Source organism: Aeromonas sp. SER, from assembly GCF_038739615.1.
GTDB classification, from domain to species: domain Bacteria; phylum Pseudomonadota; class Gammaproteobacteria; order Enterobacterales; family Aeromonadaceae; genus Aeromonas; species Aeromonas jandaei.
Genome location: NZ_JBCGFC010000004.1, coordinates 320,332 through 343,114, shown reverse-complemented (window position 1 = coordinate 343,114; position 22,783 = coordinate 320,332). Strand labels below are relative to the sequence as shown.

At 49.4% G+C, this 22,783-nt stretch carries 35 protein-coding genes; 32 read left to right on the top strand and 3 right to left on the bottom strand.

Annotation, left to right across the window (positions count from 1 at the left end; translation table 11 throughout):
• Together AAHA41_RS09035 and AAHA41_RS09030 are read right to left on the bottom strand one after the other, a co-directional pair.
• Positions 1-1,148 (bottom strand): hypothetical protein (locus AAHA41_RS09035; RefSeq protein WP_342697322.1); only part of this gene is annotated, 1,148 nt, incomplete at its 3' end.
• Between the two features lie 197 nt (positions 1,149-1,345).
• Positions 1,346-1,912, bottom strand: a complete 567-nt coding sequence (locus AAHA41_RS09030) for a hypothetical protein (RefSeq protein ID WP_323069891.1) — start codon at positions 1,910-1,912, stop codon at positions 1,346-1,348.
• 332 nt (positions 1,913-2,244) lie between these two features.
• Between AAHA41_RS09030 and AAHA41_RS09025 the strand changes: the two genes are divergently transcribed.
• From AAHA41_RS09025 to AAHA41_RS08885, 29 genes are all read left to right on the top strand, one after another.
• A complete protein-coding gene (locus AAHA41_RS09025; RefSeq protein ID WP_323069892.1) occupies positions 2,245-2,601 on the top strand; it encodes a hypothetical protein in 357 nt (118 codons plus the stop codon).
• Positions 2,598-2,945 (top strand): hypothetical protein, encoded by a 348-nt coding sequence (locus AAHA41_RS09020; RefSeq protein ID WP_323069893.1) that lies wholly within the window; start codon positions 2,598-2,600, stop codon positions 2,943-2,945. The genes AAHA41_RS09025 and AAHA41_RS09020 overlap by 4 nt, the downstream gene beginning before the upstream one ends.
• A 20-nt stretch (positions 2,946-2,965) precedes the next feature.
• Positions 2,966-3,157 carry a hypothetical protein gene (locus tag AAHA41_RS09015; RefSeq protein ID WP_136501891.1) on the top strand — a complete coding sequence of 64 codons (192 nt, stop codon included), beginning with the start codon at positions 2,966-2,968 and terminating at the stop codon, positions 3,155-3,157.
• 7 nt (positions 3,158-3,164) lie between these two features.
• Positions 3,165-3,470 (top strand): hypothetical protein, encoded by a 306-nt coding sequence (locus AAHA41_RS09010; protein ID WP_136501890.1) that lies wholly within the window; start codon positions 3,165-3,167, stop codon positions 3,468-3,470.
• A gap of 55 nt (positions 3,471-3,525) precedes the next feature.
• Positions 3,526-3,798, top strand: a complete 273-nt coding sequence (locus AAHA41_RS09005; RefSeq protein ID WP_136501889.1) for a hypothetical protein — start codon at positions 3,526-3,528, stop codon at positions 3,796-3,798.
• A 60-nt stretch (positions 3,799-3,858) separates the two neighbouring features.
• Entirely contained in the window at positions 3,859-4,491 is a 633-nt protein-coding gene (locus AAHA41_RS09000) for a hypothetical protein (RefSeq protein WP_323069895.1), read from the top strand.
• A gap of 149 nt (positions 4,492-4,640) precedes the next feature.
• A complete protein-coding gene (locus tag AAHA41_RS08995) occupies positions 4,641-4,859 on the top strand; it encodes a hypothetical protein (RefSeq protein ID WP_136501888.1) in 219 nt (72 codons plus the stop codon).
• A 239-nt stretch (positions 4,860-5,098) separates the two neighbouring features.
• Positions 5,099-5,668, top strand: coding sequence for a hypothetical protein (locus AAHA41_RS08990; protein ID WP_323069897.1), 570 nt, complete (start codon positions 5,099-5,101; stop codon positions 5,666-5,668).
• Positions 5,669-5,829: 161 nt separating this feature from the next.
• Complete coding sequence (locus tag AAHA41_RS08985) at positions 5,830-6,489, top strand: hypothetical protein (protein WP_136501886.1); 660 nt, start codon at positions 5,830-5,832, stop codon at positions 6,487-6,489.
• Between the two features lie 7 nt (positions 6,490-6,496).
• Positions 6,497-7,579, top strand: coding sequence for a hypothetical protein (locus AAHA41_RS08980; RefSeq protein ID WP_323069898.1), 1,083 nt, complete (start codon positions 6,497-6,499; stop codon positions 7,577-7,579).
• A gap of 68 nt (positions 7,580-7,647) precedes the next feature.
• The gene (locus AAHA41_RS08975; RefSeq protein WP_136501884.1) at positions 7,648-8,031 is read left to right on the top strand and encodes a hypothetical protein; all 384 of its coding nucleotides are present in this window, start codon (positions 7,648-7,650) and stop codon (positions 8,029-8,031) included.
• A 251-nt stretch (positions 8,032-8,282) separates the two neighbouring features.
• A complete protein-coding gene (locus AAHA41_RS08970; protein ID WP_323069899.1) occupies positions 8,283-8,630 on the top strand; it encodes a hypothetical protein in 348 nt (115 codons plus the stop codon).
• Positions 8,631-8,640: 10 nt separating this feature from the next.
• Complete coding sequence (locus AAHA41_RS08965; protein WP_323069900.1) at positions 8,641-8,808, top strand: hypothetical protein; 168 nt, start codon at positions 8,641-8,643, stop codon at positions 8,806-8,808.
• Positions 8,809-8,856: 48 nt separating this feature from the next.
• Positions 8,857-9,093, top strand: a complete 237-nt coding sequence (locus tag AAHA41_RS08960) for a hypothetical protein (RefSeq protein ID WP_323069901.1) — start codon at positions 8,857-8,859, stop codon at positions 9,091-9,093.
• A gap of 12 nt (positions 9,094-9,105) precedes the next feature.
• Positions 9,106-9,345 carry a hypothetical protein gene (locus AAHA41_RS08955; RefSeq protein WP_136501880.1) on the top strand — a complete coding sequence of 80 codons (240 nt, stop codon included), beginning with the start codon at positions 9,106-9,108 and terminating at the stop codon, positions 9,343-9,345.
• A 291-nt stretch (positions 9,346-9,636) separates the two neighbouring features.
• Positions 9,637-9,921: a hypothetical protein gene (locus AAHA41_RS08950; RefSeq protein ID WP_323069903.1), complete on the top strand. Its 285-nt coding sequence runs from the start codon at positions 9,637-9,639 to the stop codon at positions 9,919-9,921.
• Positions 9,918-10,262: a hypothetical protein gene (locus AAHA41_RS08945; RefSeq protein ID WP_323069904.1), complete on the top strand. Its 345-nt coding sequence runs from the start codon at positions 9,918-9,920 to the stop codon at positions 10,260-10,262. The genes AAHA41_RS08950 and AAHA41_RS08945 overlap by 4 nt, the downstream gene beginning before the upstream one ends.
• Positions 10,259-10,735, top strand: coding sequence for a hypothetical protein (locus tag AAHA41_RS08940; RefSeq protein WP_323069905.1), 477 nt, complete (start codon positions 10,259-10,261; stop codon positions 10,733-10,735). The genes AAHA41_RS08945 and AAHA41_RS08940 overlap by 4 nt, the downstream gene beginning before the upstream one ends.
• Before the next feature lie 23 nt (positions 10,736-10,758).
• The gene (locus AAHA41_RS08935) at positions 10,759-11,163 is read left to right on the top strand and encodes a hypothetical protein (RefSeq protein ID WP_323069906.1); all 405 of its coding nucleotides are present in this window, start codon (positions 10,759-10,761) and stop codon (positions 11,161-11,163) included.
• Between the two features lie 20 nt (positions 11,164-11,183).
• Positions 11,184-11,726 carry a hypothetical protein gene (locus AAHA41_RS08930; RefSeq protein WP_323069907.1) on the top strand — a complete coding sequence of 181 codons (543 nt, stop codon included), beginning with the start codon at positions 11,184-11,186 and terminating at the stop codon, positions 11,724-11,726.
• A 528-nt stretch (positions 11,727-12,254) separates the two neighbouring features.
• Positions 12,255-12,461: a hypothetical protein gene (locus AAHA41_RS08925; RefSeq protein WP_323069909.1), complete on the top strand. Its 207-nt coding sequence runs from the start codon at positions 12,255-12,257 to the stop codon at positions 12,459-12,461.
• 85 nt (positions 12,462-12,546) lie between these two features.
• The gene (locus AAHA41_RS08920) at positions 12,547-12,966 is read left to right on the top strand and encodes a hypothetical protein (RefSeq protein WP_323069911.1); all 420 of its coding nucleotides are present in this window, start codon (positions 12,547-12,549) and stop codon (positions 12,964-12,966) included.
• A gap of 21 nt (positions 12,967-12,987) precedes the next feature.
• Positions 12,988-13,452, top strand: coding sequence for a hypothetical protein (locus tag AAHA41_RS08915; protein ID WP_136501873.1), 465 nt, complete (start codon positions 12,988-12,990; stop codon positions 13,450-13,452).
• Positions 13,453-13,474: 22 nt separating this feature from the next.
• Complete coding sequence (locus AAHA41_RS08910) at positions 13,475-13,960, top strand: hypothetical protein (RefSeq protein ID WP_323069912.1); 486 nt, start codon at positions 13,475-13,477, stop codon at positions 13,958-13,960.
• A gap of 255 nt (positions 13,961-14,215) precedes the next feature.
• The gene (locus AAHA41_RS08905; protein ID WP_323069913.1) at positions 14,216-15,421 is read left to right on the top strand and encodes a transposase; all 1,206 of its coding nucleotides are present in this window, start codon (positions 14,216-14,218) and stop codon (positions 15,419-15,421) included.
• A gap of 328 nt (positions 15,422-15,749) precedes the next feature.
• Complete coding sequence (locus tag AAHA41_RS08900; RefSeq protein WP_323069914.1) at positions 15,750-17,534, top strand: hypothetical protein; 1,785 nt, start codon at positions 15,750-15,752, stop codon at positions 17,532-17,534.
• Between the two features lie 182 nt (positions 17,535-17,716).
• Positions 17,717-18,343: a tetratricopeptide repeat protein gene (locus AAHA41_RS08895; RefSeq protein ID WP_323069915.1), complete on the top strand. Its 627-nt coding sequence runs from the start codon at positions 17,717-17,719 to the stop codon at positions 18,341-18,343.
• 93 nt (positions 18,344-18,436) lie between these two features.
• Positions 18,437-18,778 (top strand): hypothetical protein, encoded by a 342-nt coding sequence (locus AAHA41_RS08890; protein ID WP_323069916.1) that lies wholly within the window; start codon positions 18,437-18,439, stop codon positions 18,776-18,778.
• Between the two features lie 49 nt (positions 18,779-18,827).
• Complete coding sequence (locus tag AAHA41_RS08885; protein ID WP_323069917.1) at positions 18,828-19,433, top strand: DUF262 domain-containing protein; 606 nt, start codon at positions 18,828-18,830, stop codon at positions 19,431-19,433.
• Positions 19,434-19,756: 323 nt separating this feature from the next.
• Here the strand turns inward: AAHA41_RS08885 and AAHA41_RS08880 are convergent, their stop codons facing one another.
• Positions 19,757-20,059, bottom strand: coding sequence for a hypothetical protein (locus AAHA41_RS08880; protein ID WP_136501869.1), 303 nt, complete (start codon positions 20,057-20,059; stop codon positions 19,757-19,759).
• A 184-nt stretch (positions 20,060-20,243) separates the two neighbouring features.
• On the opposite strand from AAHA41_RS08880, the gene AAHA41_RS08875 reads away from it, so the two are divergent.
• From AAHA41_RS08875 to AAHA41_RS08865, 3 genes are all read left to right on the top strand, one after another.
• Positions 20,244-20,891 (top strand): hypothetical protein, encoded by a 648-nt coding sequence (locus AAHA41_RS08875; protein ID WP_323069920.1) that lies wholly within the window; start codon positions 20,244-20,246, stop codon positions 20,889-20,891.
• 242 nt (positions 20,892-21,133) lie between these two features.
• Positions 21,134-22,069 (top strand): hypothetical protein, encoded by a 936-nt coding sequence (locus AAHA41_RS08870; RefSeq protein WP_323069921.1) that lies wholly within the window; start codon positions 21,134-21,136, stop codon positions 22,067-22,069.
• Between the two features lie 49 nt (positions 22,070-22,118).
• Positions 22,119-22,721 carry an RES family NAD+ phosphorylase gene (locus AAHA41_RS08865; protein WP_323069922.1) on the top strand — a complete coding sequence of 201 codons (603 nt, stop codon included), beginning with the start codon at positions 22,119-22,121 and terminating at the stop codon, positions 22,719-22,721.
• Positions 22,722-22,783: the final 62 nt, after the last annotated feature.

The window sequence follows — 22,783 nt, the reverse complement described above, 5'->3', positions numbered from 1 at the left end:
GCCTTTACCTCAGGGGCCGCTACCGGCTCTTCATCACCACCTTCCACCAGCACATCATGTGGGTGCTTGCCATCGCCTGAATCGTCTTCCGGCGCTTCCATCTCCAGCAGCTGGTCTTTCAGCGCAAGGATGGCTGCAACCTGATCCGGAGTCAGGGTCAGCGTCGCGGTAGCCTGGCCCGGCACAATCTGGGCGGACAGAGACTTGATCAGCGACACGGTGGTGGTTTTCACGGTCGGGGTAAAACGCTGTTTGTTACCACCCAGCTTTTTGTTCAGCGTGGCCTGAGTCACACGCACCTTCGGCGGCTCTTCAGCTTTGGGCGGCTCGGCTGGCGCATTGTTCTGCTCGCCTTCGGTGCCGGTCAGGGTAGCGTCGCCACCTTCAACAACCGGAGTCACCGGGTCAGCGGGCAGCTCGGGGGCGGACTGGGCACAGGATGCCTCCACTTTGGCACGGAGCTCGGCCACCAGCTCATCCATGATCTGGACGGCTTTGGTTTCGCCCTTCTGCTTCACCAGCTCGATAGCCGGGATGTAGCTGATCACGTCTTCGCTGATGTAGTCCTGCATTTTCTGCGGGAGCATGGCGATCTGGCGGACAACACGGACATGCTGGGCGGAACGCTTGACGCGGGCACCGATATCGTCGTCGGTCAGGCCACGGTTAGCCAGACGCTCATACATCATGGCTTTTTCGACGTAGTCGAGTTGCTCGCCCATCTGGGAGTTGAGGATGAGCAGGTCCTGGTCGAGGTCGTTGCCACGGAACGGGACGCAAGTGATGTACTCGATCTGCTCGTCTTTACCCAGACGCTCGTTGGCCAGCAGGGCACCGCGACGACGGCAGTGGCCATCACGGACGTAAGCGTGGCCGTCCTTGAGGACGAACATGAGCGGGGGGATCATGGACGGGTTGTCGATCCATTGATTTGCCAGCGACTCGATGTGTTTGACGTAACGCGGCTTGCTGTAGTCACGGGCGTTGAAGCCGGGTTCTTCTTTCAGCAGGCTGATGTGGATGGCGAACATATCGTTCTTTTTGACGCCATCGATGTTGCGCAGCTGGGTCAGGGAGCGGATAAAGACCGGCTCGGGGGTGAGTTCAGCGACACCAGCAACGTTTTGGTTGTTCTTTGAAGTATCCATCTTACATGCCTCATTTTATTTGTTGGGTTCGGCTATTTGCTGCCGATGATTGAATCTTACGCCCCTGCTCCATTGCTGTCAACATAAGGAATAAATATTTTTCGAAATTTATTCGTAGTGCCGTCACGGGTAATGCGATGAAGAGAGGGGGAGCCTAAAAGACTCCCCCTCCTGGTGACGGATTGATGGTGATCGCCCTATTGCTGGCATACCTCTTTACTCTTGGCGTTAGCGATGCGTATGAACTTGCGGATAAACATAAAGCCAAAGCCTATGTTGGCTGCAAGAAGAATGATGGACATATGTACAAGCGTATATGAAACGTTACCAAAGAGGTCGCGAATGAAGGAGCTCGTTAAGCTGGTGAACTCAGGTTTGTTGGCCTCCATGACCTTCATTGCAAACCCAACGATCAAGACATTTCTAGCACTATCATCTTGCATGATCTTAATCATCAAAAACACGCATACAGATGAAACAAACCAGCATGCCCACCTGATAAGCAATTCCTTTTCTGGGCGTTTTAAGCCCGTAGGCACACACATGAGCAGGCCCATGGCAGCCGGTATACCAAAAAAAACAAGAGCAATAGTCAGGTCGCTATATAACCAGATATTTTGCATCCCAAGAGCAATGACTTGGTCGTAATACAACCAGAGGCTATGCATCCAGATGCCAGGCAGAATGTAGTAAACAGGCAGTATGATTACAAACATAGCTAAGATTATGGCCATGATGGGTTTCTTCTTGGTGAGAGTCAGCATGTTTTTCCTCATTGGTGTTGCGAACGCACACTGCAATCTAACACGAGCCATCACCACCACACACCTAAAGCAATGCATATTTGATATCAAAAAGCATTATGGCGCCAAAGTGACAGATGGCCCCCTGTCTGGAAAACATTATTTTTCGCCCCTTCACCTGACCAGTCACTTCTATCTTGAACGCCTTGATTGCGAGATCACACCACGCTGTGTCAATTGGAAATTAATTGTCAACTTCTGGCTAGAAGACAACGTTCAAATGTGTATAATTGGCAAATCCACCAGCAATAGAGCGCAATTGTATTGGCGCAAATGTTTATGAGGACTGTGATATGAAAAGCATCACATCAGACGAGTTTTCAGTTCATAATGATGACACTGACATGAGCGGACATACAGTCATGGGTCTGGTCTTAAGTGGCGGTGTTGTGTTTTATGGTGTGTATCTGGTGTTCGGCTTCAACTATCAGGTGTGCTCATTGGCTATCGCGCTTATCCTGCTCTTTTTGGTGCAGTTGGCAGACCATTCGGCAGAGAATTTTGCTAGGCAGGGGAACTACTTCCATTACCTTGATGGACTGACTCACGCTGAACTGGTTAGCGCTTTAGATGCCGATATGGATCGCGAATCGAAGGCGGCTATTAGAAGTTTTTTGGAAATGAAAGAGCTGGTTTGGGGGGCGCAATGAAGAGCATTACAGATAGCGAGTTTGAAGCGGATGGTGCTCATGGCACGCTGAGCAATGTCAAGGGGATCATGTTGCTCATCCTTGGGGGCGCAGCCATCATCTACTTGATATCTCTTTTCACAAAAGACATGCCGGTCTGGATGTGTGGCGTATGGATTTCAGTCATATTTTATTTACTCCTCTTGAAGAATATTCGTCAGGTATTTATTCAGGAAGATCGTTACCGCGCATACCTGGCCAAGCATTCTGATGAAGAGCTCATGGCTGCTCTCGATTCAGATATCGACACGATGTCCAAAAACCGCATCAGGGAACGGCTCGGGCGCAAACTCGAGTCGGAATAAACAGCGCAGGAAACGTCCACATGGCTAAATATCGATACGGCTTTTACTTGTTCCCGAAACCGGATGACGCAACAACTAATGACCTCGATGATGCCGAACAAAAAGCCAAAGCACTCATGTCGGCCAACAATGGGGCCCCGATTGCAGTATGGGATGACAACGATCAAACGGTAACCCTCTTCGCGGGTTATGAAACCTTTAAGCCTATCTAAGGAATGCATGATGACCCTAGCCACGAACACCACCCCCTCTTGCAACTGGCATACTTTCAATGCGCTGGTGGCTGTCGGCTTTAACAGCAAGGTCGCTGTAGTCGATCTGAGTTGCAGCAGTGACAGCGTAGCAAGTGACCTGGTCATGGATGACATCCTTGAACCTACTTGGGCACAAAGCGCATCTATCGATCTCGAGGTGCCGGGGATTTATCAGGTCATTGGCGAAGTGGATCTCTATGCCGATGGTGAGCCCGAGTATCGCAATGTCACTCAAACACCAGTGAGTTACACCCTCCCCTCAGAACAGTAAGCAAATGCGGGCCTGCGATGGTGTAGGCCCCTAATACCCCAGAGAGGTGAACTGAATGGAACTGGATGTGGAAGCAACAAGATATCGAGCTTGGAAAACCATGTTTTTGGCTTCCATCACTTTTGGTGTGTGGCTCATTGTATTTATCGCTGAGATGGCTTTCGCCGCATGGGTTGGCGCTAACAATGTTTTCATAATCGTGATGGTAGTCATTACATTGTTTTTTACCTTGCTTTTCTGCGGTCTGATGTGCAAATCCATGGCAGATGTTTGCAACCAGGAAAGTGAGCGCCGGAAATCCAAGGGAAATGTTGTTAGCAAGCCATAGTCGCCAGCGGACAATCTACCATCCTTGGTGAAATTACCTATAAGCTAAAAGGAATCGGTTATGCCTAATCACATGGTTTTTCGCTTCAAGCACCCACAAACAGGTGCGACACGATCACTGACTATTTCTGCCTCCGTAATCCAGGAACAGCTTGCCGACTGGCTGATTGAGGAACTTGCTACGGCGTCATGCAAATGCCAGCCTTCAGCACCGGAAACAAATCACGTGGATTGTGACTGTGATGACTCGATCTATGAATTCGAGCTGCTGCCACAACCTGCAATGGATTTTTTGGACCCATCGAAGACGTTGCCAAGCGATCGCCGGAACCCACTGTCGATCCCTGGCAACAGTGCAGGGCATAACCTGATCGCTGCTGAACGCCAGCGGCAAATAGCCGTGGAAGGCTGGTCCGAGAGTCATGATGATCGGCATGGTGCAGGCCTGCTGGAGATGGCCGCCCTCTGCTATCGAGATGCCCAAGATGCAGAAACTGAGCGTCCAGCAAACTGGCCTTGGACCCCCGAGTGGTGGAAACCGAAGGATCGCGAGCGTAACTTGGTGCGAGCTGGTGCGCTGTATCTTGCTGCCGCATCGACTGCAGATCGTGCCGGTGATTACAAGCAGCGCAACAGCTTGCTGGGGCAGGTGGAGAGCTGCGCCATCTTGCTGAACAGCATGCTCCCTCACTAAGCGAAGGCCATATCGATGATGGGGAGGACGTTTACTGCCCTCATTGTGGCCAGGCTGACCCAGAGCTTTGGATCCGCTGGCACCACAAAGATCGAGCCCGGTGCAAGCGGCCAAAGAGCTGCTGGATAATAATCAGGGACATCCAAAGTATGGGCGATGACGACAGCTGGATTGATGCGAACACCCTGCCAAAATGTGATGGCGATTATGAGTGTCGCATCTCCAATAACGGCAGGGAGTTCACCGCCAAGCGCCGGTTCAAAAAAAGATACTGGTTCGGCGGCTGCAGGCCTTTTGCTGATGCAGATATCGTACTGGCCTGGAGAGAACTGGATGCGGCGTCTGTTACCGCAACTCCAAGTAAATAGAATAAGGTAAAAAAGTGACGGCTAAAATCGAAACAATCATTACCTGTGATGGTGGTCCTGAGTGTCCAGAGGATCAAGCATATGGTGTTGGAAGCACCAGCCAGTTTTCAGCAAAGTTGCAACGGGCAGGTTACTGGATGAATGGCTGGGTGTATTGGAAAGGTAAGGACTATTGCGCAGCTTGCGCAAATAGATTGGGGTTGCAGCCTGCAAAAAAACCGACAACCAAGGAGTAATAAATGAAATTCGAGATGAAGCTAGAAAAGCTGGCGTCCTATATTCAGCTAGCAGGTTTGGCCGTGTTGCTCGGTAGCGCATGGTATGGTCTCTCATTCATCATGGCGATCATTTCGTACACCATGATGATGGCTCCATTGATGCTGACCGGCAGCAAAAGAAAACGCCAGGCCAATGTCTTGTTGGTGCTTGGGTCTTCCTTGATATTGATGTCCATTGTATCGAACTGGAATGCGATCTGGCTAATGCTTGGCACCACAGTAATGGTGGCTGGTGCTTGCCATCTTTTCTTCGCTCTGCGAGACCTGGAGAGCAAGTACAAAGCGGCGGATCCTAAACCTGAAGAAAGCTTGAAAACGAAAAAAGACGTACTGCAGTCTCGCATGGTGTGGACCGCAATCACCCTGTTTATTTTGGGGCTCATTACTGGTCAGCTGATGGAGCCATATTGGTTTTTTGGGATATTTTTGGCGGCGAATGCAATTTTGTTTATAGCAGACTTTTTCAGTAAGATGTTTGCTATGCTAACAGCATTCATCATCACAAAGCTGCGAGCAAAGTCAGCTTTGTGACTACCACCATGTTGTTAACATGATAAAGAGGGCCCATCGGGCCCTTTTATTTAAAATAATCGTGCGAAAAACCAAAAAATGTCAATTCATAATTGAATTGTTTTTTACCTGCAAGTGTCTTTCCGTGATAGCATCATCGCATAGCTTTATCCAGTAATTTAATGCCAATTATTAAAATAACGATTATGGTGGAACGTGAAATGACTCTTGATGATCATAAAAATGAGGTTTCGACTTTTAAGCTGCAGCGATTGGCTCATTCTGATGATGCAACACCAGAGATGTTGGCGGATCTTGCTGTTAATGATAAGCCCAGCGTCCGTAGTGGTGTGGCACAGAACCCAGCATGCCCCGTCGCACAACTGGACCAACTTGCACAAGAAAAACACGACTTCATCAGGGAGAGTGTTGCTCGGAATAAATCGTGTCCTCCATACATACTGCAGAAGCTGGCCACTGACCCTGCTATTGAGGTCAGGATCTTTGTTACATCCAATCCGAATACCCCTGTAGAAACGCTGCTTCAGTTAGCCTTCTGCGATCCCCGTAAAACAGTGAAAGCGGCCAGCCGGGATGCTCTGAAGCTAAAGACTGCTGAATATTGGTCATCGAAAGTGAAGGAGGGGCTATCACTGGCCTCTCATGATGAGCACTGGGGAGGAGTATCACTTGGAGATACCTTGCTCGAGGAGAAAGGGCTGGCTGAGGTGTATCAATCAATCCAAGCTGCTGAGCTCAATCATCGGATCGGAATGGCCACCAGCAACGTACCAACAGATGACATCGCAGTGCCGCACTCTTCCGGTAAATTAAGGATGTGATCTACCAATGAACATTGGCAACTTGCGTGATGATGAGAAAGGACGGCTAGCCCAGCACCCGGCAACCCAACCAGCATTGATTGCTGAGTTGGCCAAAGATAAATACTGGAGCATCAGAATGAACGCAGCGGGCAACCTCTCTTGCCCTGCTGATACTCTCGCCGCCCTGGCTGCAGATGAATTCTGGATGGTAAGGATGGTGGTCGTGGGAAATCCCCGATTACCGATATCAGCGCTGGATGATTTGGCTCGAGATGAGCAGGACCGTGTACGCTGTGCAGTTGCCGCCCTGGCTCGAACACCTGACAGACTGCTCACTCAGTTAGCTGGCGATACCAATGGCGATGTATGCGCTGCTGTGGCGGCCAATCCTTCATGCTCCCCTGCACTCATGGAAGAAATTGCCAATTCTGGCGATGAATACCTCCTCAGTGGGCTCGCAAGCAATCCTGCTGCCAGCGCAGAGCTCCTTGCTACCTTACTTCGCGATGGTTCCCATGAAGTGAGAGCCTCGATAGCGAGCAACCGGCAGTGCCCTGAGGTGTTACAACATGCCTTGGTATCAGATAAGCACGTCGAGGTACGCTCCGCCCTGGCGGCCAACCACTCATGCTTGTTGGCATGTCTTGAGAAGCTAAAAGCAGACAAAGAGGCTGCAGTTCGATGGATGGTAGCTGAGAACCCCTATGCAAGTGCAACGATCTTGTCGCAATTATCCTTGGATAAGGATATCGATGTCAGGCGGCTGGTGGCTGCAAATCAGCAGACCAACTTGGCGGTTGCCGCTGGACTGATGCTAAATGATCCGGATGGAGTCGTGCGCAATGCTGCACATGCCGGTATTCAGCAAAAAAACGTAACTGCAGGGTTCGGTGGCGGTGTGAGCGACGAGGGAGTGAACCTGTCCATGCCACTACCAGGTTCAAGGCTCGGGATTACTTTAGGGGATGCCCTTCTCCAGGAGGGGTTTACTGATCTCTATCAGGCACTTCAGGCAGCAGAGCTGGCGAAAATTATTGACCAGCCCACCAGCAGTGAAGAAGCCCCTGTGCTGACAGCGCTATCGAGGCAAGTTCAGTTCAAACTCTAGGGGCAGCAGATTACGTCGTGATAGCATATGAGACCATACCGTAACGACCAAGCAAAGGTGTTGAGTCGATGAGTAAAACACTGTTCCTACCTGCATCGTTTTTTGTTGGATTGCTCTGGCTTTGGGGACTAACAGCAAGTGCTGATTTCGGACTGAAATGGCAATCGACTTCAGATATCCGTAAAAATGTGACTGTCGTTCTTGAGAACGACACAACAATTACGGGTGATATGACCATGAACTGGGATCGATCCTACAACCTGACCGATACCAAAGATGGCAGTATCAGGATGTTTCGGGGCTTCAAAATGATGACGATCCCAACGCAGGAGCAGGAGAAGACTGCATTCCCCTTTCGAGCTGTTCTGCCATTCTTGCTCTATTGCTTGGTCACCATCGGTGGATTCAACTATTGCAGAACGAAATCATCAGCCGAAGCCCCATCAGATTGACCTCTGCTCCAGGCCTTCGCATGCGACCATCTGAAGGCCTTGTTTTCACGCCATCACCTCTTTCCCCTCCCCCTGCCACGCTCCATTCCTGAAAATAACGGCCAGATAAACACGTATAAAATTATTTGGTGTGTTGACAAATTGAGCGGACAGGAACATGCTTTTATACACTCTTTTTTAATTCAGTTAAGTCCAGTTGGAGGGAGTTCTTTAGAACTCTATCAAGCCAACTGAACGAGGAAAAACGGGACATGGCTAAGGACACTGATTGCGTTAACTTCGTCACTGACGACAACACTGGCGGCTACTTCGTTTGTGAGTGCCAGAACTGCGGCGAAGTGTTCAACAGTAAGGATTGTGATGGGGGTGGTGCAAATGCCGATGCGGGTGATTACGGCGACTGCTACTGCCCGCATTGCAATCAAGTAGACCCAGAGGAATGCGACAACCCGAATCTGGTCTGGAACGTGCAGCAGGCCAAGATTAACCGCCTTGTCGCTTCCCTAGAAAAAATCGCCAGTCTGACGCTAGGCGCTAACGCGCGCTGTTATCAGGACGAGGCCCGCGAAGCAATCGCTGCTGTGAATGGCAAGAGATAGAGGAGTAACGATGGCCAGGCATCTGATGAACACGGCAACTGGAAGCGTAGACACAGAAGAAAGCTGGGAGGCTGAAATTCTTGCTTGGGGATATAGTCAGCCTGCTCGCGAGGAACTGTTTTCCTCTCTGGTGGAAGTGGTGAAAGACGAAGCGGGCAACTGGGTAAAGGCAGAGTAATGCAAATAGGGCTGGGTGACCGGCCTCTATTCGAGGAAAAACGCACCTATGGAAATCAAGCCATCCGCTCTGATCATGTCTCTGTGCGACGAGATGTTTGAGCGCAAATCAGGATACGGTGGTCGCAATTGGCCTCCGCACTGGAGGAAGAAAACCCGCGAAAAGTTGGTAGCTGCTGGGATTGTTGAATCAAAGGGTCATGAACCCAAGATCGGGGAGGTTTATTACTTCACTGAGGTTGGTTTGTCCTGGTATTTGGGGCAGCGGCCAGAACGTAAACGTTAGAGGAAGTTTTTGATGAAAAAGCCAACGAAGAGCGAGATCAAGAACAAAGCCTTAAGCGGCCTTATTGACCTTGCAAAGGCGGATAGTGGCGAGTATTGGGAGGAGCTGGCAGCAGAACTGCTACCAGGTGCCGGGATAGATGAGCTGAGTGGTCTGGCCAACGAAATTCAAGCTATTGCGATCAAACAGGCTGAAGCCCTAGTAAAGCCAAAGGCAGTTGGTGTTATTGGCGTCAGTAGACCACGCAGATAATCGACAGAAGTTGGAGTGTAAGTTGAGCGGCATATGCCTGACTATGAGGCAATAATTGCTCGCCGGAATTGTAATGCAGCGTTTGAGAGCTGGCGTCAACGGCTCAGCCAGGGCGACAAGTTGCCAAGAGGTCCGTACTTTGCTGGTAAGAAGCCGGGGCGGAAAATTGTGTTGATGGATGAGGCCTGGTCTGTATAGACCGGCGTTCAAAGAACGCTGGACTAGCGAGTCAACCTCCACCAGCCTCTGTAGATTGGCGGGCTCTGGATAATAGGAAGGTAAGGAACTTTTATGACTACTAACAACAATGTTGAGAGCAAAAAAAAGGCCACTAACGCAATAGAAAAAATGATGGGATGGCTCTCTGAACCTCTTATTACAGGGCCGGTGATTCTGACGCTTCTTATCACGGTTGCCATAGCCGCATTTACCGTATCGAGACTGAAAGAATATGCTGATAGCTGCGACCAGCTGATTGAGGCGCAGCAGGAGGCTCTTGTGATAATGGGGTGGCCACTGAATGATGAAACCAAGAAAGTGGTGGTGTCACGCGAAGAACCCAAGAACGTGAATTGAAATTTAAATTTCTGCCAATTGTGGGTGTTGGCGGTGGCAACATGGCGGCCCACTTCCCGAGCATCAATGTGCGGGGTTCAGGAAGTGAAACTGAACGAGGAAGAATTATGGCAGGTACTGTCTATCTATCGGATCGCGAATGGGCGGCAATCATGACGCTCTGGTCTCAAACATCAACAGCGGTTGAGGGATCGACTGATGAGGTGTTTTGCCGTTCTGTGGATGAACTTGGTGAGGTAATCCAGGGAGTTCGACAGAAATACAAAAAAGCCAGCCTCATGACAGAGGCACGAAGGCTCGCCAAACAAATGGGCAAGAATGAAGGGGAGAACGAGCAATGATAGCAATTGTCTCACTTTTTAGAGCGATACTGATTTTCCCATTGGTATTACTTTCATTTTCAACGCCAAAAATGATAACAAGAATGTCCAGCTCTCGCCTTGTTAACTTTGTTATGTTGGAATTGACGACCATTGCGATGGCAGTTGTTTTTGCATATTATTTTTTCTGGAATACCTTTTTGGATGTGCTGACGTCTCAGGCTTTTTTGTTGTGCTTGGTTGCATTTTTGACTCCTGCCTTTTTAATTACGTTCAAGCAGGTATATGGCAGGGAGAAAAGTAAGCGTGCGATTACCCTAGATAAGATAAAAAATAGCTGTTGGAGACCGTATGCCGCCCCTGTGATCGGTGAGACTGTCAACATAGAGCTAAAGAATGGGCGCATTCTCTGGCATGTGCCGAGTGAAAAATTAGAAGTCTTGCATGATGAGGTAAAGCTATGGATGCCGGTGCCAGGCCAATGTGCAAAATGACAATGGGGAAATAAGGTTCGTCGATGACTAAGCTATCAACCACAACAGAGTATCCAATTGGTTTTGATGGGAGCTATTTATCTGTCTCTGACATTGGCGATAAAGAAGATCCTGTTGAGGCGTTGCTACCAGATAATCGCTTAGTCACGATAGTTGAGGTGACAGAAGTCAATTCATACCCGTCCAGGACAACACTTTGGTGCTTCAAGTCAGATAGTGCCATACAGATGCCTGCAGGTCTCTACGAAGCAATGCAAGGGTTTTGGGTGGCTTATCGGGCCGAACTGGACCTGCGCAAGAAGGCAAAACGTGGGACTGTGAGGTTTCAACGGTTTACTCCATTTATTGGATACCGTGTGTTCCGTGATGTCGAATTTGCACAAGAGCTGATACAACGTGGCTGGGCGGCGATCCTGGCAGACTGTTAGATGGGATGGAAGGAGTGTTTATGAGTGACCTTGTAAAGCAAGTGGAAGAAGCCAGTCGCGGAAAGTTTACTGGCTGGGGGCTTGTTGAGCTTGCCGGTTTTTTCGTAGGTGCAGCTAATCCTCCATTGGGCTTGGCGATGTTTGTTGGCGCAATGGTCGCAGATGTATCGGCGCAGAATCAAAATCTCAACGAAACCAGAATGCCTGATTCGTGGCTTCAGGAAGTTGCTGATAGCACTGCGGTTAGCAAAAAAGGGATGGCCTACTTGGCTAAATGCGTCCAAAAAAATGGTTTTGTCTCGGCCAAGCAGGCAGTTAAATGGGTCGATATCGAACGCCAGAATGCCATAGAACTTCAGCAACACAGTGATAAGAGATCAGGGTTGACGTCCCCTGGTGCGGTGTCACTTTTGACGCGAGCACGTAAAGAATGTAGCGGCTATTTGGATGTCGCATCACTGACGAAAGCAATAGATTCTCTTTCCTCGATGGAAAAGTTGGCTGGCTTAGCAACAGATGCCAGTAAAATCGTCGCAAAAGCCGCATCAATGTTAAAGAAATAAGGGAATTGAGGGCTGGTGGATGATGCTCAATCACACGGCCATCCTCCAGCTCACTAATTGACCTCGCGTAATCACTTGAAAGCCCTGCCCCCAACCTCCCCCACTGACAACCCTCTGCCCCTCTTTTTTTAGCCTAAAAATATGGCTTTATTATTTGCTATGTTGACAATTTGTTTTGATTTGTTCATGCTAGGGTCAGTTCTGTAGCAGCGAAGGGATCAATTATGTGCTTTCCACGAAAGGCATCTCTCGGACGGTATAACGCCAACCGCACCCAGTGGAAGCGAGCTTACAGAGAGGCACGGTGTAAAATTGGCGATGGGGGCTCCCCTAATCACTTGCTATCTGGAATTGAATGGAAGGCACAGCTTATCGTTGCAGATGAACGGGAGCGCATTGACCCACTTACAATTCCAGTATTGAACCGCCTTGCCGCACAAAAAATCATTGAAGAAATTCTGAGTCAGTTATAAGCCTGTCACCCCTATATTTGTTAAAAATACATTCAGAACCTGAGAGATAATGATCATGAGCATGCTGAACAGTGAAAGCCCTAAAGATATCGATCTGAACAGCTTGTCAGATGAAGCAAAAGAGTCACTGCAGGCAATGGTCGATTACTGCATCCGTCACGGGATAGGGATGGGGCCGGACGAAGGAATTAAATGCTTTGACACCAATCAAAAACACTCGTTCCGTGAAGAACTTGAGAACATTTGTGGCTATCAAGATTGAGCGACGTGCAGAAACAAGCGTTCTGAGCTGGCATCATTAAGTCGCACGACGCTTACCAGAAGTTTTATGTTTTAAAGGGAGAAATATGTTTATCTACGCACCAAATAGCATCATCCGTGATGATGGTAAGCCCAGTGATAATGCTAGTTATATGCTGGAAATAAGGCGAGCATCATCGATGTTTCTCTATGAGAATCGCGATGTAAAGCCTACGTCACTGCAATTTAAGGAGGCTGCTGAGTATCTGACCAGTAATACAGGGATCTGCATTCACCATAAGCAAGCAGAGGCAATTCTTTCGCTTTACCCTATTGCCCGGATCAAGCTCGCAAAGCATGGGGTTACCGACACCGACGTATGTGATGAACTTGCATTTGCCAGTGCCCATTTCTTTCTTGGTTGTAGTTGGCCAACTTTCGGTGACAAGATCAATATGGATGAGTTTATCGCGCTCATGAGAAAGCAGGCTGGCTTAATGGGTTTTGCTTGCATAGAGAAAAAGTAGAGTAGCTGCAAGAGAGGAAAAATGACTTCCAGAACCGAAGCGTTGCGACTGTTGGCAGTCAACCATAGCTGGCCCATAGACAAGGGCGATCTCATTAATGGCCACGGAGCATGTTACGGCTGGAAATGGGTGCAGACTACGAACGGGGATATGGTGCTGCGCTGCGAACAGGATGCCGCTGATATCACAAAGACAGAATGGGCAAAGGCCGTCAGAGCAGCGAATAATGGGGCTAATTACGCCTCGACAATCCCTCGTCAGGACGTGCTGAAACCCATGGCCAGAGCACTGGACAAATGGCCTCTCGAACTCTCTGAATCCGGCAGATATTCTTTTGGAATGCATGGCTGGGGATGGGTACTTGCTGGAGACGAAATGGTGTTTCGCAGCCGGGGTGATATTCCTGACATCAAGAAACAGGACTGGGTTGCTGCCCGTGGCGCCCTAGAGCTTATTGCCACCGCGCATGGGCATTTTTATCGCTAGTTGAATAGTTAAGGGGCACCTGATGTCACGTTGGTATAGCAAACAACGCAAGCAGAGAATGACCGGTGATTTCATCACCAATAAGTTCATTCCCTCTCGAGGTCGCATTACTCTTGCACAGAAGCCAGGACGTTTTGCATCTCACCTCTCTCTTTGCGAATACACTGAAGAATGCGATTTTTGCAACAAGCCTGGGAAGAACACTCCTTGCTATGTTCGCATAGTAGAGTGCGGAGAAGCCGGGTCAGAGGCAGATTACTGCATCTGCAAACACTGCTTGCGCCGCAAGCATCACGAGCGAATGATCGGTGAGGAGTCTCAGTGGTATGGCTATTCAGGTTTTCACCAGTGGAAAGCGCGAGCAAAGATGACACCTGAACAGCATGTTTGCGATTATTGCGACGAAATCGTAACAGGTGATTGCGATTGCAATGGTGCTACGTATTGGCGAGCAAAAGAGTCAGGTCGGACTGAAATAGGTGAAGGCAGTGCCCCAAGTTCTCATTGAAGGTATTGAGTACGTACCTAAGGCTGAAATCCCCCCCCCCAATGGACAATGACCAGCTCCCTGTAGCGTTGCGGGAGCTGGTCAGTCTCTATTACCAATTGCGCCTTATATCCCCGTCATTCATGGCGGGGATATAAGGCGAGAGCGGCGTAGCCGTTCCGTGGTCAGTGTGGTGTTTGCTGCTGCTCGATATATTGGCGAATGATCTCATCTAATATCGTTGATATTTGTCATAGACCAAAGGATGATGGAGGAATGCAACGACTTCAAGCCTTCAAATACGAACTGATGCCAAATGGACTGCAAGAGCGGCAAATCCGCCGCTTTGCGGGCACCTGTCGGTTCGTCTTCAACAAGGCGTTGGCGTTGCAAAAAGATAGGCATGAGCAAGGCGAAAAAAAGCAGAGCTATGCAGACTTGTGTAAGTGCTTAACGGCATGGAAGCAAGATGAGCAAACGCGTTGGCTGGCTGAAACGCCTTCTCAGCCCTTGCAGCAGACGCTCAAAGACTTGGAGCGGGCCTACGCCAACTTCTTCGCCAAACGGGCGGATTTCCCTCGTTTCAAGAAGAAGGGACAGAGCGACACCTTTCGTTATCCGCAGGGCTGCAAGCTGGATCAAAGCAATGGGCGCATTTTCCTGCCCAAGCTGGGCTGGCTGCGCTACCGCAATAGTCGAGACGTCTTGGGCGCGGTGAAGAACGTCACCATTAGCCAATCATGCGGCAAGTGGTTCGTTAGCATCCAAACCGAGCGGAAAGTTGAAACTCCCGTGCATCAGGGTGACGCCATTGGGGTTGATATGGGGATTGCCCGCTTTGCCACCCTGTCAGATGGAGAGTTCTACGCCCCGCTCAACAGCTTCAAACGGCATGAAATCGCTTTGCGCAAGGCGCAACAGGCGATGAGCCGCAAGGCCAAATTCAGCGCAAACTGGAAGAAGGCCAAGGACAAGGTCCAGCGTATTCATTCCCGCATCGGCAATGCTCGCCGCGACTACCTACACAAGACCTCTACCGCGATCAGCCAAAACCACGCGATGGTGTGTATCGAGGACCTGCAGGTACGGAACATGTCCAAGTCGGCGGCAGGCAGCACCGAAAAGCCGGGGAAGCAGGTTTGGGCCAAGTCCGGCCTGAATAAGTCCATTCTCGATCAAGGCTGGTTCGAGTTCCGTCGCCAACTGGACTACAAGTTGGCGTGGAAAGGCGGACACCTGGTAGCTGTGCCACCGAAGAACACAAGCCGAACGTGCCCAAGTTGTGGGCATATTTCGGCGGACAATAGGCGAACTCAAGCCAAGTTCCAGTGTGTAGAATGCGGCTTTGAGGAAAACGCCGATGTTGTTGGTGCAATCAATGTATTAAGGGCGGGACACGCCCGGTTAGCCTGTGAAGTGAGCGGTGCAATAATGCCGCCAGCAGCAGGAACCCACCGAGGTGAGTTGGGCGTGTTCGCCTAGCCACGGTAGGAGTCCCCTCCTTCCCGGTCAAAGACCGGCGAGCGTTAGCGAGAGGTGGGGGAGGACGTCAATTTAACGACTGGCATTGTGCTCAAGGGCGCGTCTGGAACGCCATACACGCACTTTCTCCGGAGCTGGCTGAGCTGGTGTCAGATAACCCTTCAGCAGCGTATGAGCGGTTACAGCCACCAGCGACCACTGGTTAATCGCAACCGCTCCAACCTACCCCATCCTCAATTCCCCCACCCGACCCCAAACAGCTTACTCGCCAAATACGGGTGACCATAAATCAAATGAGGGTGACCTTGGCTCATATCGGGGTTACCTCATGACAGATACGGGTGACCTTAATCCATATCTGGGTGACCTCGAGACAAATAAAAAGACCGCCAACCAACACCTAACCATCTGTTCAGCACTGTTGGACAGCATCCCGCTATGTGGTAGCGATCAACAAGGGCCGCAGTTGCCTCACGATGACCTTGCATTACAGTGCCAAAAATATGCTTATATGGTAGCTTTTAAAGAAAGTGATCATCATTATTTTCAAGATGGAGCACATATCATGCAGATCAAAAGCCCAGATGGCCAAAGGCCTCGCATACATTTCACGTTCAACAATTTCGCGTCGGTTAAGAAGCCGATGTCATTAGAACTGGAGTCTATCGAAACAGCTTTCGATTCACTTTCGTTCTACGGACTCTATAAAGATCTGCCATCGCCAGACGATCCAGCCTGGTCAGTGCATCATGATGTCGACCTACCTCGCGCAGTCGATATTCGCTTCATCGACTTCCCTATCGTTATCGACCATTGCGATGCCCTGTCTGACATGTTGATCAGTTTGGAATCAAAAAAACTGACCGCTGGCCAAGAAGAAAAACTGGCTCCCTTGCGCATTGCGATCAAGATGCATGAGATTGCGCAGCTGGTTGCTGCAGGTAAGGTGACTCCTGGTGCAAATGGCATGACGCCAACCATCTACACGATGACGGAGCCCGCGAGCGGGAAAGTGACCGTAGGATGGCGCTTCGAGCCAACCTCAACCAGGCCTGGCGCCAGTGTCTCTTACGACACCGGCATCGGAATTGCGCCAAATAAAAATGCTACCGTGGCTTGGATCCATCCAATTTTTGGATCGGAGTTAAAGAACTGGGCTCGCCAGCAGCAGCATGCAGAGATCAATGGGTTTATTTTGCGACGCAATGGTGAGTGTTCCTTGGGCCGCTTGGCTTTTGACCCAAATTTACTGGGGGGTAGCCATTCACTTAACCACACCCCTATCCAGCCAGAAGAGCTCGATGACATCGTCATGGTGGCTCCAATGCCTCATCTGAGCATCCTTCAACAACACCCGATAGATAATGCCAAAGTCGGTATGAAGGTCATCGCATGGGATCACACCTCTACAGAACCACGTTATGAAATCGGCACAGTAGAAGGCAACCAGACTAATCGCCGCTACCAAGGCTATGCCGGGCTGATGTTTAACGGTACGCCATTCGAAAGTTATCAGTGCTTCCAACGCCTGGAAGAGGTGGTTGCAGCCACCCAAATTCATCAATACAACGCCGCGCTAAACCGTGCTAAAGAGGTACAAGCTGTGAAGAACGCTGTCGAAAAAAGCTATCCAGACTTGTTTCAGAACGCCATAAGCGCCCACGAAGGATCAATTAGTCGCCACCAGCTTACTTACAACCTGAAACAGATTAAATCTATGCCTGCCGAGCAAGGGGAAAACAATGTTCTGGCCAGCCTGACTGACCCCAACGCAGATCCCCAGATCAAGGAGCGTATCAAGTTTCAGCTTCAGCTATTTGGCCACGCCACTCAGATTGAGCTCGATGGCATCAAAACACCTGTGTACATGCATGAAATGTCCGGTGGAGCCATAAATCAAACACCAGGTGGCGGCTGGGCAGTGTTAATGCCAAGAGAAGGCCTTGTTTTGCAAATGACCGGGGATAAATCGCACGCAGTATCCACTATTGCCAGCTCCATAGCCCAGGATATCGCGGTAGCGGTACTTGAGCGTGAACCGACGAAAACGCTGGATACCCATGTAGAGCTACAATCCATCCCGCTCTTTCGGCCACGCGGCATGCGACCTTGAACCCTTGATCCTTGTCAGAAAGTAAAGCGCAGTCATAAAATGGCCCCACTTTTGGGGCTGTTTTATTGAGCATTAACAGCAGTAATTATTTCTTGCATTGACAGCATTTGTGGTTAGATGCATCATTTTAGTTAATCGGAAAAATTTGGTGGCACATATGAAGAATGACAGGGAGAAGCAGAGTGAAGATTAAGATCTTAATTTGTTCATCATTAGCAATGGCGCTGTTAAGTGGTTGCTTTGAAAAAAATGATGAGCAGAAAATAATTCTGAACAATGTGCCGGACATCGTTGCCAAAGGGGATTATCACAAAGGCACAGATATCATTCGCAAAGGCGCAGAACAAGGCTACGCCTCAGATCAATACTTGCTCGGCCTGATCTACTCTCGCGGCATCGGGATGCCACAAGATTACCAGTTGGCCGCTACTTGGTTTGGCAAAGCCGCTGAACAAGGGCATGAATTGTCCCAAATTAAACTTGGATGGATGTATAGCGAAGGCAAGGGCGTGGCTCAAGATCACCAAAAAGCAGTCTATTGGTTTCGCAAAGCCGCTGAACAAGGGTACGACGTGGCTCAGTTCGTTCTGGGACAGAAGTATGAGCGAGGCGAAGGAGTCAAGCAGAGCGCTAAGCTTGCATACGTTTGGTATTCAGTTTCTGTGGCAAATAGCTCAAAAGATAGCGATAACGAAGATCTCGTTGAAATTCGTAATGCGGTGGCCAAGAAATTGACTCCAGAGGAATTGAACGAAGCGCAGAAATTGGCAGCCAAGTATTTTAAGCTGTATCCAGCAAAGCAATCGTAAACAATCTCGATTATCGACCGCGTCAATCCAGTCGTCGCTTCGGTTAAAGTAAAAAGTAGGTAATAAGCAACCATTTGGATATAGGAGATAGTCATGGCTTACTACTTGGGTGCAAGTATTGTTCTTGCCATCTTGGCAATGTGGTTACTTAATGCCTTGATAGATATTCGCAAGCGTACTTACGTTGCAGCTGAAAACGACAAGCTAACCCTGTTTGTCCTTACCACCATGTGTTGCAGCTTGTCACTGATCACTATGGCAAATGCGTTGCCACAAGTAGGTGAAATATTCAACGATATACTTTTATGGGGTATCCCAGAATTTCGCCTATTAACCGTAGGCATTATGTTAATGTTGCTCGTAGCCCTGTACGGTCTACTGCTGGCGGGCTTGGTTTTGTTATTGCGCAAGTCCATAGGCCACCAGCCAATTTAAATGATGAATAAGTGTGGGATGAAAATATTTTCATCCCACAAGAAATGCGATGACCAAGGATAATTTCATGTCAGACCCTCGTGTTTATCACAGCAAGACTGAGTTGCTGAGATCGATAATCAAGCCTTTGCCAGCCGCTAATCACGCTACGGATTGCCCATTCCGCGACCTGGAACGAATGCTTGAAGGGTACGAGCAGAACTGGGGGTTAAATCTTGATCCAGACTTCCAACGAGGTCACGTTTGGACAGTTGCACAACGCATTGCCTATCTTGAAGGCATATACCGGGGCACGGTAGGTGAGAGTCAGCGGACGATCCAGTTCAATGCTCCACATTGGGAGACGGAAGATCACGGGGGTGATCTCCCCAACGAAATTCAGATCCTCGATGGGCTGCAGCGCCTGACTACTGTTCGCATGTTCATGACCGGTAAATTACGGATCTTTAATGGCCTGCATGTTGACGACTTCGAAGGGTCAAACTACAGCACACGAATGGCTGTTTATCGATTACGATTTACCATTCACAATTTCGCGTGGCGAAAAGATGTTTTGCAGTGGTATATCTCGGTCAATGAAGGGGGCTCACCCCACGCCCCTGAGGAGATAGACCGAGTTAAGGCTCTGTTGGCCATCACGGGCAATCAAAACTGAACCATGGGCTCATGTAGCAATACGCAAGACTGAGTTATTGTGGACAGGAGGGATAGGCAATGGCCAGGGCAAAACTGATTTGCAAGAGTGTCGAAATCTTGTGTGGGCATTGCGGCGAAACGCTACCAGAACAGCGCACAGGTTCACTCTTCTGGGTGTTGACGGAAATCACGGATCCTATGACGGTCACTTGTAACGAATGTGGCCGCGAGAACAAGATAAGCATCCCGGCACGCGTAGCGACGGATCTGTAAGCGATTTGAGTTTTTAGATAGTGGGCTTCCGCAGCCCACTATGCTTAATGAATTGGCTACGCCTATCGGCTATTGAGCGGATGAGACCAAGCGAGAAAGTCCTACCCACCCCTGCGTTCCTGCACAAGAGCCGGTCATAACTTTGACTTTCGCTACGTCAACATTAAGCATTCCACCCGCGTTTTTAACGACCTCAATGACTTCTACTGAATCCCCACGCAGAGGTTGGCATTCAGCTTTGCGTGCCTTTACTGGGTCTTGATCGGTCAGAACCATGTTGCTATCTGATAGCTTGGCCACTTCTCCGGCAATACTGGTGGTGCTGAAAAATACGAGCGATGCAGCAATCACCAGGATGTGTTTTTTGAACATTACTGGGCTCCATTTGTTACATAAATAGCCAATATATCCCGATAGGAATGCACGGATCAATTGTGGTTTTTGTTCCCGTAACTGCCACCAGCTAGAGAAAACTGATATCTTAACGCCGACTTGCTACCACACCGTGTGAGACCGCCTCGAGCCAGCTCACACCACTGGAACCAAAAGGCGCATAATGAGTGACAGAAAAATAGTTAGAACTAGCCTGCGACTACCAACCTCCCTTCATGAATTAGTCATTTCATCTGCGATCAACTCTAACAGGACGATGAATGCGGAAATTGTCAATCGATTGGATTTTTCTATTCAAAAAAATCTCATATCATCGATTGACTCTATGGCACATGAGAAAATTCAAAAAACAAGCTTACGGTTGCCAGTTGTCCTGCACGATAAGGTCATGGCTATTGCTGGAAAAGGGTTTAATGATGAAATTGTTAGGCGACTAAAAGGGTCGTTCGACATAAGCCCGAACGAGCAAAGAGAGTTGCAATCTATGGGGACACAAATTGCGTCTTACCCTCTCAGGATGGAACCAGTCATGAGAGAACATTTTGAGATGACTGCAAAGATGAACAAGCGGTCTCTACACTCCGAATTGATAGACCATCTTTCCAGAGCCATGGAAGTATCCGAAGTTGAAAAGACTGCATCACAATCCATCATAAGCCGCCTTCACCGGGTGTTCATCGATGATGTGCCCTACCATCCGGAAACAGATGTAGTGTTGGTTCAGGATCCTGACCTTAGGAACAAGCTTCTACAAGCCTTGAGTGACCCGAAGAAAGTGCAAGCTCTCGCGTCATTCCTAAGCATCAGATGAATGCTGAGATCATAGGGTTGCCGCTGATGAGTAAAAACATCACCCAAAAGCACAGGCCCCGACAATAACGCGATGTGAGTCCTTTGGGATGCCGATGCTTAAATCGGCCTCTCATTCGTCACCCTGGCTATATCCACCAGCCCCCTCTCCCTTGCAAGACCACTTCTTCACTTCGCATCTTTACTCTATCTCTACGAGCTGTGTCGCTATATTGGCTATTTTGGCTATGATGAATGTGAGGTATGATGCTCATCATCTGTACAGGCGTCGGAGGTAATCATATGCCACGCACTGAAGAAGTCTTGCACTCTCACAGCAAGCAAGGATCCATTGTTTCAGTGACCGATATGGCCACGCTGAAGGCAACATCAGAAACACTACCTGATGAGTCCATGATTGTGCTCATCAAAAAATCGGATGCACTGACCAAGCTACATCTCACTGAAGAGCAGCTTAAGGCGTTCCTGCCTAAGGCTGTTGAAATTGCATTGGTCAATATCCTCATGACCCAGGATTCAGAAGCCAACTTTAACCGTTTGGTTGACGCTTATCTTTCTGACATAGGGACGGTAGTACGCCCCTATGGTGTTTCAACTCAAATTCCTACGCGTAAAGAACTTCGGCGTGGTGGATTCAAGAGAGCCAGCCAGCCGTTGCTCGCATCTTGGCTTAGAGAGCACCCTATGCGTCCGATAATATCGACCCCAAGGGGCTGGGCTTCAGCGGAGTTTTCTGCACAACAAGATTTACCCCTCTCAGGGCAGGTCAAACCGGTGCAAGTGCAAGGCGCAACCCCAGCGAAATTGACGGATATAGTGCTGGCCAGTGCTACCTGGTTAACCGCTCAGGAAATCTGTGAATTGGCTGGCATCACGGTCAAAAACCCCTCCTCTACCCCTCATAAATGGAAGAGCAGCGGACGGATCTTCGCCCTGACAAGCGAAAAGAAGGACCTGTACCCTGGTTATGCCTTTGGCATTGATGGCAAGCCATTACCGGTCATGAAAACCGTGCTTCAGCATTTTGCTGGCCGGAAAGTACCTTTGGCTATTGCACTGTGGTTCTGTAGTGCTAACAGTTGGCTGAATGGTGCCAGGCCGCAAGATGTGCTTGCTTCTCAACCGGAGCAGGTCACTCATGCAGCCGCGATGGAGGTGGCTGCAATTGAGCACAGCTAATAACAATTTCAGCATGCCTACCCCAGGGTTGAAGGTCACTGAGTTCACCTTGAACGCTCATACTGAGCTCCTCCGTGTTCACTCAAGTAGATTTGGGGAAACAGTCTTCAACCCTGGTTACGGCAATGCCAGATTCAGTCCTTTTACTAACTCAGCGGGTGTTGCGGTCCCGACGATCTATGCGGGAGCCACCGTGGAGGTTGCTCTGATGGAGAGTGTCTTTCACGACGTCCCCTATACAACAGATCCATCGTTGAAAACATATGACCTCCAGCGACTGGATGGGATGGTGCTGAGTCATATCTCTAACGCCAGGGATTTAAAGCTCGCAAAGCTGTTCGGGCCCGCGACAAGAAACCTGGGGATTGCTGAAGGTGAACTCATTCACAGCTCTGCATCCTACTACCCCTATACTCAGGAATGGGCAAAGGCTATCCATGCAGCCTCAGATGTCGATGGGCTTATCTGGAGTTCTCGACAATGTGCCAGCTATTATGCGGTCATGTTTTTTGGAGATCGTGTATTGCCAAGGGATCTATTAATTAGGGTTCCTGCAGAGTCACTCAAAAACAGTGCGATCGCATCCAAAGCCATTACATCATTGGCCAGCGAGATGGGGCTGACATTCTATGATGGGAAAATGTTGGCTTGACCGGGCATTAGTTCTCGCCACACACGGCGAACAAGCCGCATTGCAAACAACTCACAGCTAAC